We start from the raw sequence: 15,100 nt of genomic DNA on the forward strand, positions 1-15,100 counted from the left end.
ACGCATCCTGTGGTCAATGTTGTTTATCGTGCGGGCTGGCTTGCCGCGGGGCTAGCGGCAGGGCTGGACTGCTGAGCGGCGCTCGGGGCGGCGGAAGCAGCCGGGCTAGCAGGCGCGCTCGGTGCAGGGTTGGCCTGCTGAGCGGGGTTGGCCTGCTGGGCGGGGTTAGCCTGCTGCGCGGGGCTTGCCGAGGCGCTTGCAGATGCCTTTGCCGTAGCGCTCGCCTGGCTGTGTCGCTGCTGAACAGACTTGTCAGCATCCACAATGCCCTTGGCGTAGCTTTCTTCCGAACCCGCTGCCGGCGGCGAAATCAGGTTCTCCTGCTTGGATCCTTCAATACCGGTGGGGCTTGCAGCCGGGGCGGGGGTGCCCTCAATCGTGGAAGTCTGCAGGTTCAGGGTCGCCTGCGAAGAGCTCACAAACATGCCCAGGGTACTGGCGCGTATCGCCAAATCCTGCGGGGCTTCCTTGAAACCAATCTCCTGCTGCAGCGCCTGGTTCTCCTGCACGAGGCGCTGTTCCTGCGCGCGCAAATCCACCATGTCGTACTGTCGGGTCACAATCAGCACGTTAAGCAGCAGAATAAAAATCAGGGTCAGCGGAATTGCCGCAAAAACAGCGAGCATGGTGGGCGGGCTGAGCTTACGGGCTCGGCGGCGCACAGTGGACAGCGGGTTACGCTGCTTGGGCTTCGTTTCGCGTGCTTCTTCGGTGCGTGCTGCCGCACGGACGCTCGAGGGGACACGGCTCGCGTTCGTTGAGGTGCGCTTACCGCCGTGCGAAGCAGCGGTACTGGCGGGGCGGACCGCCGGTTGGGAGGCGGTGACCGGCTCCAGACGCGCGGCGCGGGTACGGCCGGAGTGGGCTCGGGTGGAGGCGCGGCTCGCCCCGGTGGAGCCACCTGTAGAGGATGCGCGGGTAGAGCCAACGGCGCCGGGGGTGCCGGCGGCAGGGCGCGAGGAACCGGCGCGTCGACTCCGCGGGGCGCCCTGGGTGCGGGTGGGGCGCGGGGATGCGTGCTGGGTGCTCACTCTTCTTCGCTTTCTGTCTTCTACTTGGCGGGGATGCGGATCTTCTCGGCGGCGCGCAGCTTGGCGCTGGCGGCGCGAGAGTTCTGTTCGATTTCCTCGTCGGTAGGCGGTTCGGCGCCGCGGGTAATGATTTTGACGGTGGGCTTGTGCTCTTCAAGCTCTACCGGGAAGCCCTTGGGCGCCTTGGAGATTGCCTCTGCGGTCAGTGCCCTCTTGACGATTTTGTCTTCGAGGCTGTGGTAGCTCATGGCGACGAATCGGCCGCCGAGGTTGAGCGCCTCCAGGGCCGCCGGTACGGCGCGTTCGAGGGCTTCCAGTTCGTGGTTCACTTCGATACGCAACGCCTGGAAGGTGCGCTTGGCGGGGTGACCGCCGGTACGCTGCGCGGCGACGGGCACAGCCTTCTGGATAATGCGCACGAGCTCACCGGTAGTTTCCAGGGGTGCGTTGGCGCGGGCGGTGCAGATGGCGCGGGCGATACGCGATGCGAACTTCTCTTCGCCCCAGTTGCGGATAATGCGGCGCAGCTGGTCTTCGCTGTATTCGTTGACGACGATGCGGGCGGTGAGCTCGTCTTCGGAGTTCATGCGCATGTCCAGGGGTGCGTCGTAGGAGTATGCGAAGCCGCGGGTGCGTTCGTCCAGCTGCATGGAGGAGACGCCCAGGTCCATCAGGATGCCGTCGATGCCCTGCACGCCGGCGGTTTCCATGGCGCGGTCAATTTCGTCGTAGACGGCGTGCACGGGTACGAAGCGGTCACCGAAGCGCGCCAGGCGTTCACCGGCGATGGCGTGCGCCTGCAGATCGCGGTCAATGCCGATGAGCACAAGGTTCTCGAAGCGTTCAAGCAACGCCTCGGAGTGGCCACCCATACCGAGGGTGCCATCAATAACGTAGGCGGTGCCGCGTTCCTCGACGGCGCGTTCAATGCCGGGTGCCAGCAGGTTAATGCAGCGGTCCAGCATCACGGGCACGTGGCGTTCACTCGCTTCACGCTGGGAGAGGTTCTCAATGGATGCGCCGGTCACCTTGGCGGCAGCGCCGGATGCGGTCGTACCGGTTTCGGGGGCGTGGTCTACGCTCATGGGTGCTCCTGTGAGAGTTTGTCCTGCGGGAAGGTTTACGGAAGAGTGGTGCGGTAGTGGTAGAGAGATGCCGGGCGGTAGCCATCGCACCGGCGGGGTGCCGGCTAGAGTAGCGGGCTGAACGGGTCCTCGTCGAGGGAGGCAAATTCAGCTTCGGTGCGGGCGAGGTATTCCTCCCAGGCGGCTGCATCCCAGATTTCTGCGCGGGTACCGGATCCGATGACGACGAGGTTGTCGGTCAGTCCTGCGTATTGGCGCAGTATCGGCGGGATGGTGATGCGTCCCTGCTTGTCGGGCAGTTCGTCTGAGGCTCCTGAGAGGAAGACTCGCAGGAAGTCTCGGGCGGCTCGTCCGGGCAGGGGCGCGGTGCGCATCCGTTCGTGGATGCGTTCAAATTCTGCGGCGGGGAAAACGTACAGGCATCGTTCTTGACCGCGGGTCAGAACGAGGCCTGCTGAGAGTTCCTCACGGAATTTGGCGGGAAGGATGATGCGTCCTTTGGCGTCCATTCGTGGTGAGTAGGTACCTAAGAACATTCACTTCACCTCCCCGATGTGTGCCCCTGATGTGTGCCGTTGTGCTGAAGCCTGCGGGAGCGTGGTTGCTCCACACATCCTGTAGGTGCCGGTGGCGGGGTGTGCCGGGCCGACGCCTCCGCCGTCTGTTTGAGGGCACGGCGATAGGACTGACTTTCAGCTTTCCCCTCCACTTTACCCCACTTTCCACCACCTACCCCACCCGGCAGAGTATCTTTTAGTGTTTTTATGCTCTCTTCTGCATTTTTAACGCTGCCGCACAGCTTCTACACAGCTTCGGGCGTATTCCCGCTCAGTGTGCAACCCTCAGATTGCCTGCTTCGAGGGGGCTCAGGTCTGTTCACCGTTCGGGTCTGTTCACGGTTCGGGGCACAACACCCGGCACCGGGAACTGAGTGCAGAAAATGGGCACAAGAAAGCGGAGGTAAGAGAATTCTTACCTCCGCTTAATCAGTCTTGAGTTTTGAGATGTTCGCATCGGGGGTCAGCTCTATGAGCTAAGCCGCGAAGCTTCTGCACCCTAAATGCTTTAGAGCTGGCCGTTATTACGCTCGTCCCAGCGGTTCTCCAGGCGGTTCATGAAGGAAGACTGATCCTTCTGCTCGCGCTGACGCACACGGGCTGCGCCTTCTGCCTTACCGCCGAGGAAGGAATCCACCGGGGTCTTCTTGCTGGTGGTTGCGAAGTACACGCCACCGGCCGCGAAGAGGAAGCCGAATACGCCCAGCCAAATCATGTTAGATGCGACCGCGCCAATAATGATGCCCAGGCCGATGAGAACGAAGAGAATACCGAGAGCCAAATGGCGAGCACTAAAAACCGGCGCAGTATTGCCGGTTGAAGACATGGAGGAGGCAAAGTGCGGATCCTCATTGCTCATGAGTTCTTCAAGCTGGTCCAGAACCTTCTGTTCGCGCTCGGACAGTGCCATCGTTTTCTCCTTTGAGGTGTCTCTGCTCAAGATGACGTCGGTATCAGCCGGGTTAGCTAGTGCATCAGCTGGCGCGGTGAGCGCTTCTTCCCGTCGTATGCTTCCCATGGTACCGCGCCGGGTGGGGTTGGCGCATTCTTTTCAGGCAGAAGCGCCTTAAGGTCTTCTGCGGAGGGTGCCATCCTTTCGGCGGAGCTTTCCTCAGCATAGTTCCCTTCCTCAGCCTTTTGCCCAGTCTTTTACTTGGCTTTTTGTCCAGCCTTTTCCTCGGCTTTCTGTTCCGGCCCAGCCACCCCGGAGGCGGGTTTGAGGCTTTCGCGGCTGTACTTGCGGTGAATGGCGTCCATGACATGCTCCACCTCGGACCATCTGCCGCTTTTCACGAGGCGCGCGCCAGATCCCAAGTGAATACCAGACCCCGAGTAAATACCAGCCCCTGTGCGAGTACCGTTCTGCGGACTATTACCAGCTCCCCCGCCGCCTCGTTGTTGGGAGGCGGTTCTGGCGGAGCGTGAGCTTGCCGCGTTCTCGATGGCATCAAAGAGGGTCTGCTGCACCCCGTCTTCGGCGCGGGCGAGTTTTTCGGCGCGCACTCCGATGAGCCGCAGGGCGCGTGGCGCCTCCTGACCCACCAGAATTTCATCTGCTCGCAGGGCTTCCAACGCCAGGGAGGCAATCTGCATACCGGAGTCCACGGGCACGCTTAAGGGGATAGCGCGAGTGTGTGTTTCGAAGGTACTGTAGCGGATTTTGAGGCTAAGCCCGCCGGCGAGTTTCCCCGCGGATCGCAGGCGCTTTCCCAGCTTGAGGCTCAGCTCCCGAATAGCAGCGCTCACCTCCTGGGCATCGGTCGTATCCGTCTCGAAGGTGTGCTCGCCGCCCATGCTTTTCTCTTCACGTTCGGTCACCACGGGGCGTTCGTCAATGCCGCGCGCCATGGCCCAGAGATGCTCACCCTGGGCAGTGCCGAAGCGTTCTTTGAGCCAGTCCAGGCTCATGGACCTCATCTGGGCAATGGTGTGAATACCGTATCGGGAGAGCTGCTCGGTGCTTTTCGCACCCACTCCCCACAAGTCGGAGACTTTTCTCGGGTCAAGAAATTCTTGAACGCGCTCGGGCGGAATAACCCACAGCCCGTTCGGCTTGCTACCGGTGGACGCCATTTTGGCGAGTAGTTTATTGGGCGCAACCCCCGCGGAAGAGGGCAGGGAGAGTTCCTGCGCGATGCGGTCGCGAGCGCTCTGCGCCAGGGCGACGGGGTCTTGGCCGTGCAGATAAGCGCCGGTTAGGTCCACGAAGGCTTCATCCACGCTGACCTGTTCAACGTAAGGGCTCAGGTCGTTCAGGATCGCCATGACGGCGCGGGAGTAGTGCCGGTAGTCGCCGCGCAGCGGCAGGACAGTCGCGTTGGGGCTGAGGTTTCGGGCGCGACTGAGCGGCATGCCGGAGTGCACTCCGTGGGCGCGCGCCTCGTAGGAGGCGGAGCAGACGACCGAGCGGGGGCCCAGGGGCGCCACGATAATGGGTTCGCCGCGCAGAGCGGGGTTTTCGAGGAGTTCGACGTTGACGAAGAAGGCGTCCATGTCCAGGTGCATAATGACGCGGCCGTTCCTTGAGCCGCTGTTCTTGCTGGTTCGCGCCTGCCCCATGTCGCCTCCTCTCATAGCTTCTACGCCTACCTACCGAAAATATAGCACATTTCTACGAAAAATAGAGGCAACTTACCGTAAACATGTTCGCAAATGCGTTCTCTTGGACTTTTCTCCACTAAGCTAGAAGAAGTGCACACCGCACCGCATCAGGACCGTACACAGCGACCATCAGCGAGGATAGTATGACTCCCCCTTCTCCTTCCGGAGCACACACTCCCCAGGCGACCGAGAGCCTCACCGTAGCGGCGCCGAATATCCCGGCGGATTCTGCGCACCTCGCTGAGCGTATTGCTGAAGAGCAGCGAGCCTACCTGCACGCTTTTGACACTCTCATGGCTGAGTTTTTTGCCCGCCAGCGCGAGCTACTCGAGGGTATTTCTGCCGAAACTCTACCCCTACTTGAGGCTATTGAGTCCCTCTCCACCGGCGGCAAGCGCCTGCGTGCCCTGCTGAGCTACTGGGGCTGGCGCGGTGCGGGCGGCGCTCCCGTAACCGAGAACCGCGCATCCTGGTCCATTGTGAAGGCCGGCATGGCGGTAGAGCTGTTCCAGACCTCCGCACTGATTCACGACGATATTATCGACCGCTCCGATACCCGCCGCGGCGCTCCCTCCGTGCACAAGCGTTTCGAGGCGGCGCACGAGCAGAATAGTTGGCGCGGTGATGCTTTCAACTACGGTCTGACCGGCGGCATTCTTGCTGGCGATCTGACCCTGGCGTGGTCTGCCGAGGTTTTTGCGTCCCTGGGTGAGGGAGCAATCTATGGCGCCCCTGCGCGCACTATTTTTGACCGGATGCGCACCGAGGTTCTGGCGGGTCAGTACCTGGACGTCTACTCCGAGGTTCTCGAAACCGAGGACGCTCAGGCGGCTCTGCAGCGTGCCCTGAACGTGATTCGTTTCAAGTCCGCCAAGTACTCGTGCGAGCACCCCTTCACGATTGGTGGCGCTCTGGCTCTGCAGGCTGCCGCGCTGGAGAGCGGTGCATGTGCCGTGAGCGAGCAGCACCCGGTACTTGCCGGTTACCGTGCGTTCGGCCTGCCGCTGGGTGAGGGCTTCCAGCTGCGTGATGACGAGCTGGGCGTCTTCGGCCAGCCCGAGGTGACCGGTAAGCCCGCTGGCGATGACCTGCGTGAGGGTAAGCGTACCGTGCTGGTGGCGCTCACCTCCGCCGTCCTCGACGAGCAGGATGCGGCGCTTCTGCACAATAGCTTGGGTGACCCCGAGCTGAGCGATGAGCAGGTGGAGCGCATCCGTGAGCTGATGGTTTCTTCGGGCGCTTTCGCCAAGCATGAGCAGCTGATTGAGCAGAAGTCTCAGGCTGTGTTTGAGGCGCTGGAGGCGATGAACCTGGACGAGCTGACGCATGCGGCACTGACCGATATTGTGGGCCGTGCGCTGCGTCGCAAGGCATAGATGCGCTACGTCGCAAGGCGTAGAGGTCCAGCACATATAAACGTTAAATAGGTTGAGGCGGCATACCGAAGTATGCCGCCTCAACGTATTTAGCTATAGTTCTGAGCCGCTATTACCAAGCCAGTGCCTGCGCACGGCGACGGATCTCAGTCTTACGACCGTCAATCAGTGCGTCGATGGGACGGCCGGGCAGGGACTCGTCGCTGGTGTACAGCCACACGATAGCTTCTTCATCGCTGAAGCCGGAATCCTTCAGGACAGCGAGGGTGCCCTTGAGGGATTCGAGTACTCGCGAACCGTTCATGAACAGTGCGGGTACCTTGCGCACGTTGGTTTCCGGGTCGCGCAGAGCGATGAGCGTACCGTCAGAAATCAGGTTGTGAACGCGGGTCACCTTCAGGTCGAGTGCCTGCGCAATTTCGGGGATGGTTACCCAATCGCCGACGAGGGCGAAGGTCTGAGCAATATTTTCGTTAGTCACCTTTTAAGAGTGCCAGAGCTGGCACGTATTTACCACTTTTGACCCGCCGCAGGTTCGCTGCCCCTCCCGGGTTCTTTCGTTCTTGTACTTTGCCCGTTGTTCTTGCGTTGGAGTCGGGTCCACCGGCACTTTGTAAGAATTCGCTGAGTGTTCACCTGCCCGGCGCCCTCTAGTATCGCTTCTGCCCAGGTGGGCGGGCTAAAATGTTGAGACGTATGAATACTCCCAGCCCACGCCGGATTTCTCCTGTGACCCCTCGTTCTTCTGCAAATACTTCTGTTCCTCCCGCCACTCGCCCCGCTGCCCCGGATACCGCTATCGGTTCTTCGCAGTGGCTCAGTGGCGCCATTATTGAGGGTCATTACCAGGTGGGTTCGCTCATTGGCCGCGGCGGCATGAGCGAGGTCTATTATGCGCTGGACCTGTGGTCGAATAACCCGGTCGCGCTCAAGGTCCTCTCCCCCACCCTGGCGAAGGATGCGGCGAACCGCCAGAAGTTCCACCGTGAAGAGCGTTCGATGCGCCAGGTGGGCGGCGGCGGGCATACGGTGGGTGTGATTTCTTCGGGTACCGAATATTTTTCGGGCGAGATGGTCATGTACATCGTCTTGGAGTATGTGCACGGTTGCACCCTGAGCCAGCTGTTGCGTGTGCGTAATGCCCTGTCCCTGGGTGAGGCTCTGGATATTCTCATTCCGGTGGTGGAGGCGCTCTCGGAGGTGCACGCGAACCGCTACCTGCACGGCGATATTAAGCCGGGCAATATTCTTCTCGACGCTAACGGTCAGGTGAAGCTCACGGACTTTGGTCTTTCCCGCCGTGACGATCAGGTGGATGCGGGCGCACCCATGGGCACCCCCGCCTACGTTGCGCCGGAGGTCCTGGATCCAAAGGTGAAGGTCGGCGCGCAGGCTGATATTTTTGCGCTCGGTGTGATGATGTACCGCATGCTTTCGGGTCGTCTGCCCTTTGTGGGTCTGGAGAATGACCAGCAGGTGCTCTACCACAACGCCAACATTGAGATGCCCGCGCTGACCGATGTGGCGCCGGGTGCGGACCGCGATATTGCGGGGCTGATTTCGTGGTGTACCCGCAAGCAGCCTCACGCCCGCCCGGAGGATGCGACCGAGCTGTTTACGGCTCTGCTGGAGATTTCTGAGTCGCTGGGTGAGGCTGAGCGCGCCTGGCGTGCCCCCTCGTGCCCGGAGCCGGAGCTTCCCCTCTGGGAGGCTGTTGCCGATATTGCGGAGCGTAGCGGTGCCGCGCAGATGGTGCGTAACACCCCGATTAGTGCGTTTAGCGATGCCCGCGATCTGCTGGCGTACGATGTGTACTCCCCCGACAGCCTCGTGTACGATGCCTCGGCAACCGGTCAGGGCGTGCACCTTGCCGACGTGGACGCTGAGGACTCCGTGCTGAACCGCCAGGGCATTCCGCCGCTGGTGAGTTCTGCCTCCGATGCTGACGACTCTGAGGATGAGCCGGACGGCGCAAAGGGCAAATCCGGCAAGCGCGGCCTGGGCTCGTTCATGGGCCGCCGCGCCGCAGCTGCGAAGGGCCCGCTCACTCAGTCCGTTGGTATTGGCCCGCAGACAGAGCAGGAGTTTATCTCAGCTCACGGCGAGTACGCACCGATTCATGCCGAGCGTTCGTTGAGCCCCTCGGGTTCGCGCCGTTCGAAGGCTAAGAGCTCGGCGAGCGCTTCTGAGGCTGAGGAGTCTGCGGGTATTTCTGATGATTCCGCTCAGTCTTCGAAGAAGGATCCTCGCCTGCCCGCTAAGCAGTTTAGGACTCCGCCCTCCGGTATGGCGGTGGGCGGTTGGGCTCTCGCGCTCATTCTGCTGGGTATGGGTTCGAGCTTTACCGGCTGGTGGCTTGCGACCTCGCTCGTGCAGTCTCAGTGGTGGCGCAATATTGAGGCGTTCCTGACCTTCTAGCAGCGCGCCTTCCTGAGCGTCTTTTCCCCGTTTGTACCGCGCGCTACTTAAACGCACGTGCCCGGGTCTTCACTCAGTGTGAGTGAAGACCCGGGCATTGTCGCGTCTGCTACTCTCCGCCACCTATCGCGGCGAAAAGCGTGAGCGTTTTATGCGCGGTTCTTGAGGTACTCGGAGACCAGGAACGCGATTTCCAGGGACTGCGAGTGGTTCAGGCGCGGGTCGCACAGGGACTCGTAGCGGTCTGCCAGTGCTGCCTCGTCGATGGCGTCGGAGCCACCCAGGCACTCGGTCACGTCGTCGCCGGTCATTTCCACGTGGATACCGCCGGGGAACGAACCCAGAGCCTCGTGCACCTCGAAGAAGCCGCGAACCTCGTCGAGCACGTCGTCGAAGCGGCGGGTCTTGTAGCCGGAGGGCACGGAGATGGTGTTGCCGTGCATCGGGTCGGTTACCCAAACAACCTTCGCGCCTTCAGCCTGCACGCCCTCAACGATTGCGGGCAGCTTCTCGCGGATGTTCTTCGCGCCCATGCGGGTGATGAAGGTCAGGCGGCCGGGCTCGCGGTTCGGGTCGAGCTTATCGATCAGTGCGAGTGCATCCTCTGCGGTGGTGGTCGGGCCCAGCTTCACGCCGATGGGGTTGCGGACCTTGGAGAGGAAGTCCACGTGTGCATCGTTGACGCCGCGGGTGCGCTCGCCAATCCACAGGAAGTGTGCAGAGGTGTCGTAGGGCAGCTGGGTGCGCGAGTCGATGCGGGTGAGGGCACGCTCGTAGTCCATTACCAGGGCTTCGTGGCCGACGTACATGTCGGTGGTCTTGAGTGCTTCGAAGTTAACGCCGCAGGCTTCCATGAACTTGAGGGCGCGACCAATTTCGCTGGCAGTCTTCTCGTAGCGCTCATGCGCGGGGTTGGAGGTGAAGCCGCGGTTCCACTGGTGTACGGCGCGCAGGTCTGCGAAGCCGCCCTTGGTGAAGGCGCGCACCAGGTTCAGGGTGGAGGCGCTGGTGTGGTAGCCGCGCAGCATGCGCTTGGGGTCGTGTACGCGGGCTTCGGGGGTGAAGTCGAAACCGTTGACGGTCTCGCCGCGGAAGGAGGGCAGGGTGACGTCGCCGCGGGTTTCCATGTCTGCGGAGCGCGGCTTGGAGAACTGACCCGCCATGCGGCCCATCTTCACCACGGGCATGGAGGCACCGTAGGTGAGCACAGCAGACATCTGCAGGATGGTCTTGACGCGGCCGGAAATCTTGTCGGCGGTTGCACCAGCGAAGGTTTCTGCGCAGTCGCCGCCCTGCAACAGGAATGCGCGGCCTTCAGCAACCTCACCGAGTGCCTGGCGCATGGCGTCGACTTCACCGGCGAAGACGAGCGGCGGTACCGAGTTCAGCTCGGCGATGGTGCTCTCAAAATCTTCGTGCTCGCTCCAGGTGGGCTGCTGGTCAATGTGCAGCTGACGCCAGGTGTCTAGGCCGTGGTCGGTGGCCTGCGAGGTGTTGAGGTTTTGATTGCTCATCTTCACTCCATCGGGATGGTCTTGTGCGTTTTCTGATTCAGCCGCGTTTCGGGTGCTCGGTGCGCCGTGTTCGGCGTACGTGCACGTGGTTCTCAGGGGCGAATAGACTAATTGTACTCTTGCTCCCTTCAACGCCTAGCCGTCTAGTCAGGTACATCTCATATGTTTAGATAGAGCTATTCAAAATCAATGATTCGGGCATGGGAGATTAACTGCGCGGAGGGGACGCGAAAGGGCGAGACTCGGGGTATCACCCCTTATCCCGCCCTTGGCGTAGTCGCATACCCGCTTGGGCAACGTATAGTTAGTTCTGTAGCTGTGCGACTGCCTCATCAGCGCTCATGTTCTTATCAGCCATGAGCTTCTTGACGCGGTCGGCGTACACGTCCACGTATTCCTGGCCGCTGAGGGCACGGATCTCGGAGCCAATACGGTCGGCGATTTCACGCTGAACGCGGTGGCTCAGGTCTGAGCCGTCGGTGTATTCCTCGAAGGTGAGGGGCTTGCCGATAATGGTACGCACCTGGATGGGCTTGCCGTCATGGCGCAGACGGATACGGTTCGAGCCGGAGGGCTGAATCAGGTCGGTACCGATCTGTCCGACGGGCACTACGGGCACGCCTGCTTCAACTGCGAGGCGGGCGACACCGACCTTGGGGCGGTAGCCGCGTCCGTCGGGGCTACGGGTGCCTTCGGGATAGATGCCGATGATGCCGCCGTCCTTGAGGACCTGCGCGCCGGCATTGAGGGATTCCTGGCTCTTCTGGCCGCCGGAGCGGTCCATGGGAAGCTGGCCGACGCCGCGGAAGAACGCCGCCATGGCACGGCCCTTCACGCCGGGGGTGGTGAAGTAGTCGCTCTTGGCGAGGAAGTTCACGGTGCGAGGCATGGCGAGAGGAATGAAAATGGAGTCACAGAACGCCAGGTGGTTGCTTGCGACAATGTAGGGACCCTCGGGCAGATTCTCAAGGCCCACCACGTCATGGTGGTACAGTCCCTGCAGCAGGGGGGAGCCAAGAATCTTGAGCGTTGAATAGAGGGCGGCGTTAGGCATGGGGTCTCCTCTCTGAATGTTCCCGGCTCAATTCTAGCGTGTCTGGAGAGGCGCGAGAGAACGCGCGATAATTAAAGAAAAGAGAACGATTTTTCTGCGCACCGGTGTATTGGGTGCGCTGGAGGCGATATACCAGCATCGGCGCTGTGCCCGCGGTAGCCGGTCGGGGTACGCTATAGAGCCTGCACCTGCGTTCATATTCGCGCAGGTTGGCTAAGGAGGACCATGAGCATTTTTGATAACTCGTTGGAGCCGCTCAAGCGGATGCGCCGCAAGGCTCGCGAGCGCAGGCTTCTAGCGACCCAAAATGTTAAGGACTCCCTGGCGCGTCGCCTCGAGGGCGACCAGGAAGCATTCGATCACTCCCCCGTTTCCTTTAGTCCTAACCCTGCGCAGCATTCTGTGGGTATTTTGCTGGTGCACGGTTTTACGGGTTCGCCGCACAGTATGCGCCCGTTGGCTCAGCGTTTCATGAAGCTTGGTTATGCGGTGGAGATGCCTGTGCTGACTGGGCACGCGACCCGTTGGCAGGATTTGCGTGATAGCACGTACCGGCAGTGGCTGGCTTCTGCTGAGCGGGGGTACCGCCGCCTGACCGATCAGGGTCTGCAGGTGGTGGTCATTGGCATGTCCATGGGCGGCACGGTGGCGACCCATCTGTCGGCGCGCCTGCCGGTGGCGGGTACGGTGCTGATTAACCCCTATATGGTGGATGTGAACCCGATGATGCGCCACGCCGGTAAGGTGTCGAAGGTTCTGCCGATGCTCAAGGCGATTGGTTCCGATATTGCGGTTCCTGGCGTGAGCGAGGGCGCGTATTCTATCGTTCCGACGGCGGCGGTGCATCAGTTACATCTTTTGGGCGCTGAGACGCGTGCACTGATTCCGCAGTTGAAGGCGCCGGTTCTGTACGCGCGTTCACTGGGCGATCATACTGTGTCGGATAGCTCCCACAAATATTTTCTCGAACATTGTTCAGTTCCTGTAGAATTTAGGTGGCTGACCCGCAGCTACCATGTGGCAACGCTCGACTACGACGCCGAGTATCTTTTCTCTACTGTTCAAGCTTTTGTCGCATCCCTAAACCACTAAATTCTGACAGTTCCGCCCGCTGCACACCGGCGAATGCATCACCCGCCGCGGCGAGCAGAACAACCAGAAAGCCATCACGGCACCTCGAGCATTCGAGGACAGCCCGCGGCCCGGACCGCCCGAGCTTACGCCCTGATTCGAAAGGCGCATTATGAAAGTCTTCTCCACTCCCGCTGAGGTTCTTGTCGACCCCTCACTGAACCTGACAAGCATTGTTGAGCGTCACCGAGCCGACAGCTCCAACCCGGTGCTGTACCGTCGCCAGATGTCTCCGGGTAACTGGCAGCCGATTCGCGCCCAGCAGTTCCACCAGATGGTAACCGACCTAGCTAAGGGCATGATTGCTGCGGGCATCCGCCCGGGTGACCGTGTGGGCATTATGAGCCGCACCCGCTTCGAGTGGACCGTCATTGACTTCGCGATTTGGTACGCGGGCGCCATCTCCGTGCCGGTGTACGAGACCAACGCACCCGCACAGGCGGCGTGGGCGCTCGCCCACTCGGAGGCTACCGCCATCTTCGTTGAGGATGAGAAGCTTCTGGCGCGCATCGCGGAGGCTGAGGAATTCGCCTCCACGACCCAGGAGCCCATGCAGTTGAAGCACCGCTGGGTCATTGAGAACGGTGACCTCGATACCCTGAGCACTCGCGCCTCCGAGGTAAGCGATGAGCGGCTGGAGCAGGTACGTTCCGCAGCCGGTTGTGACGACCTCGCGACCATTGTGTACACCTCCGGCACGACCGGCCGCCCCAAGGGTTGCCCGCTCACCCACGGCAATTTCCTGAACCTGAGCGCCAACACGCGCTTCGTGGAAAGCGAAATTGCGAACCCCCGCAACTCGTCGATTCTCTTCCTGCCGCTGGCCCACGTGCTGGCTCGCCTGATTCAGGTGCTGGCCCTGGACGCCGGTGTGGTTATCGGCCACTCCCCGAACATTAAGAACCTCGCGGCCGACCTTGATAGCTTCAAGCCGACCATGCTGCTGGTGGTCCCCCGAGTCTTCGAGAAGGTGTATGAGGGGGCCAAGGCCAAGGCAGAGAAGGGCGGTTCTCTCAACAAAGCTCTTTTCGACCGCTCGGTGGACATCGCGATTGCCTGGTCGAAGGCGAAGGTCACCGGACATGTATCTTTCAAGCTCGCGGCGCAGTACGCCCTGTACGACCGTCTCGTGTACTCCAAGCTGCGTGCGGCTCTGGGCGGGCAGCTACACTACGCGGTCTCCGGAGGCGGCCCGCTGGGCGAGCGCCTCGCGCACTTCTTCCACGCGGTGGGCGTGCAGGTCATCGAGGGCTACGGCCTGACTGAGACCTGCGCTCCCATCGCGGCCGGGCGTATCACCCCGTATCAGATCGGTAGGATTGGCCCGCTTCTTCCAGGTGCCGAGGGCACCATCGCCGAGGACGGCGAGCTACTGGTGCGCGGTGTGGGCGTCATGAAGGGGTACTACAAGAACCCCGAGGAGGACGCCCAGGCGTTCACCGAGGACGGCTGGCTCCGTACCGGCGACCTGGCCGAGTTCGACGAGGCCGGGTTGCTGAAGATTGTGGGACGCAAGAAGGAAATCATCGTCACCGCCGGCGGCAAGAACGTCATTCCGGGCATTGCGGAGAACCATCTGCGTACCTCTCCCCTGGTCTCCCAGGCCATGCTGGTGGGGGATGAGAAGCCCTTCATCGCGGCCCTCGTGACCCTGGATCCGGATACCCTGCCCGAGCAGCTCGAGCACCTGGGGCTGCCGCGCTCACTGTCCATCCCGGAGGCGGCCGTGCATCCGGCGGTACGCGCCGCCGTGCAGCGAATTGTGGACGAGGCGAATCAGCTGGTCTCGCGCGCCGAGGGTATCCGCGAGTTCCGCATCATGAACCGCGATCTGACCGAGGAGGACGGCTATCTGACCCCCTCGCACAAGATTCGCCGCGCGAAGGTGCTGCAGGATTTCTCCTCCTACGTGGACGAAATGTACGGCAAGGTTTCTGATAGCACGTCGGATTCTTTGGCTCGTCTGCAGGAGTACGCGGCGGAGCAGTCTGAGAAGTTCGCTGAACTGCGTGAGCAGGCTGCCGAGCGTCTGCACGAGTATGCGGACCACCAGGCGGAGCGTCTTGCCGAGCTGCGCGAGCAGGCGGCTGAGAAGTTTGAGGAGCTGCGTGAGCAGACCGCCGAAATGATGCAGAAGCCTCAGGAAGAGAAGGTTGAGGCTAAGGACGACGCTAAGAAGTCCGATAAGTCTGAGAAGGCTGAGGATTCTTCCGCTGAAGCTCCGGCTGAAAAGACAGAAGCTAAGAAGGCTGAGAAGAAGTCTGAAAGCGACAACGCCTAACCGGCTCTAGCTACCGAAACGAGAGGAGGGGGTCGTACCGCTGTGGTACGAC

General features: G+C 61.5%; 12 protein-coding genes. 4 read left to right on the forward strand and 8 right to left on the reverse strand.

Annotated features, from left to right (window positions below; all coding sequences use genetic code 11):
- Positions 1 to 23: 23 nt before the first annotated feature.
- The 5 genes from HMPREF2894_RS05605 to dinB form a co-directional block, all read right to left on the reverse strand.
- Positions 24 to 1,031, reverse strand: coding sequence for a cell division protein FtsL (locus tag HMPREF2894_RS05605; protein ID WP_070678166.1), 1,008 nt, complete (start codon positions 1,029 to 1,031; stop codon positions 24 to 26).
- Positions 1,032 to 1,051: 20 nt separating this feature from the next.
- Positions 1,052 to 2,116: a 16S rRNA (cytosine(1402)-N(4))-methyltransferase RsmH gene (rsmH, locus tag HMPREF2894_RS05610; RefSeq protein WP_070678168.1), complete on the reverse strand. Its 1,065-nt coding sequence runs from the start codon at positions 2,114 to 2,116 to the stop codon at positions 1,052 to 1,054.
- A 104-nt stretch (positions 2,117 to 2,220) separates the two neighbouring features.
- Positions 2,221 to 2,652: a division/cell wall cluster transcriptional repressor MraZ gene (mraZ, locus tag HMPREF2894_RS05615; RefSeq protein WP_005507741.1), complete on the reverse strand. Its 432-nt coding sequence runs from the start codon at positions 2,650 to 2,652 to the stop codon at positions 2,221 to 2,223.
- A gap of 529 nt (positions 2,653 to 3,181) precedes the next feature.
- Entirely contained in the window at positions 3,182 to 3,583 is a 402-nt protein-coding gene (locus HMPREF2894_RS05620; RefSeq protein WP_049350360.1) for a DUF3040 domain-containing protein, read from the reverse strand.
- 239 nt (positions 3,584 to 3,822) lie between these two features.
- Positions 3,823 to 5,232, reverse strand: a complete 1,410-nt coding sequence (gene dinB / locus HMPREF2894_RS05625; protein ID WP_070678170.1) for a DNA polymerase IV — start codon at positions 5,230 to 5,232, stop codon at positions 3,823 to 3,825.
- Positions 5,233 to 5,417: 185 nt separating this feature from the next.
- Between dinB and HMPREF2894_RS05630 the strand changes: the two genes are divergently transcribed.
- Positions 5,418 to 6,650: a polyprenyl synthetase family protein gene (locus tag HMPREF2894_RS05630; RefSeq protein WP_070678172.1), complete on the forward strand. Its 1,233-nt coding sequence runs from the start codon at positions 5,418 to 5,420 to the stop codon at positions 6,648 to 6,650.
- A 112-nt stretch (positions 6,651 to 6,762) separates the two neighbouring features.
- Here the strand turns inward: HMPREF2894_RS05630 and HMPREF2894_RS05635 are convergent, their stop codons facing one another.
- Positions 6,763 to 7,131, reverse strand: coding sequence for an Rv2175c family DNA-binding protein (locus tag HMPREF2894_RS05635; protein ID WP_005506572.1), 369 nt, complete (start codon positions 7,129 to 7,131; stop codon positions 6,763 to 6,765).
- 248 nt (positions 7,132 to 7,379) lie between these two features.
- Here HMPREF2894_RS05635 and HMPREF2894_RS05640 point away from each other — a divergent pair, with 248 nt between their 5' ends.
- A complete protein-coding gene (locus tag HMPREF2894_RS05640; protein ID WP_239669200.1) occupies positions 7,380 to 9,068 on the forward strand; it encodes a serine/threonine protein kinase in 1,689 nt (562 codons plus the stop codon).
- Positions 9,069 to 9,217: 149 nt separating this feature from the next.
- Here HMPREF2894_RS05640 and HMPREF2894_RS05645 read toward each other — a convergent pair whose 3' ends face one another.
- On the reverse strand, positions 9,218 to 10,582 hold the full coding sequence (locus HMPREF2894_RS05645; protein ID WP_070678174.1) for a class II 3-deoxy-7-phosphoheptulonate synthase: 1,365 nt from the start codon (positions 10,580 to 10,582) through the stop codon (positions 9,218 to 9,220).
- Between the two features lie 304 nt (positions 10,583 to 10,886).
- Positions 10,887 to 11,636 carry a lysophospholipid acyltransferase family protein gene (locus HMPREF2894_RS05650; protein WP_070678176.1) on the reverse strand — a complete coding sequence of 250 codons (750 nt, stop codon included), beginning with the start codon at positions 11,634 to 11,636 and terminating at the stop codon, positions 10,887 to 10,889.
- Positions 11,637 to 11,861: 225 nt separating this feature from the next.
- Between HMPREF2894_RS05650 and HMPREF2894_RS05655 the strand changes: the two genes are divergently transcribed.
- Positions 11,862 to 12,728 (forward strand): alpha/beta hydrolase, encoded by an 867-nt coding sequence (locus HMPREF2894_RS05655; RefSeq protein ID WP_070678180.1) that lies wholly within the window; start codon positions 11,862 to 11,864, stop codon positions 12,726 to 12,728.
- 151 nt (positions 12,729 to 12,879) lie between these two features.
- Complete coding sequence (locus HMPREF2894_RS05660) at positions 12,880 to 15,048, forward strand: AMP-dependent synthetase/ligase (RefSeq protein WP_049340757.1); 2,169 nt, start codon at positions 12,880 to 12,882, stop codon at positions 15,046 to 15,048.
- Positions 15,049 to 15,100: the final 52 nt, after the last annotated feature.

This window comes from Rothia sp. HMSC066G02 (assembly GCF_001813145.1).
GTDB lineage: Bacteria > Actinomycetota > Actinomycetes > Actinomycetales > Micrococcaceae > Rothia.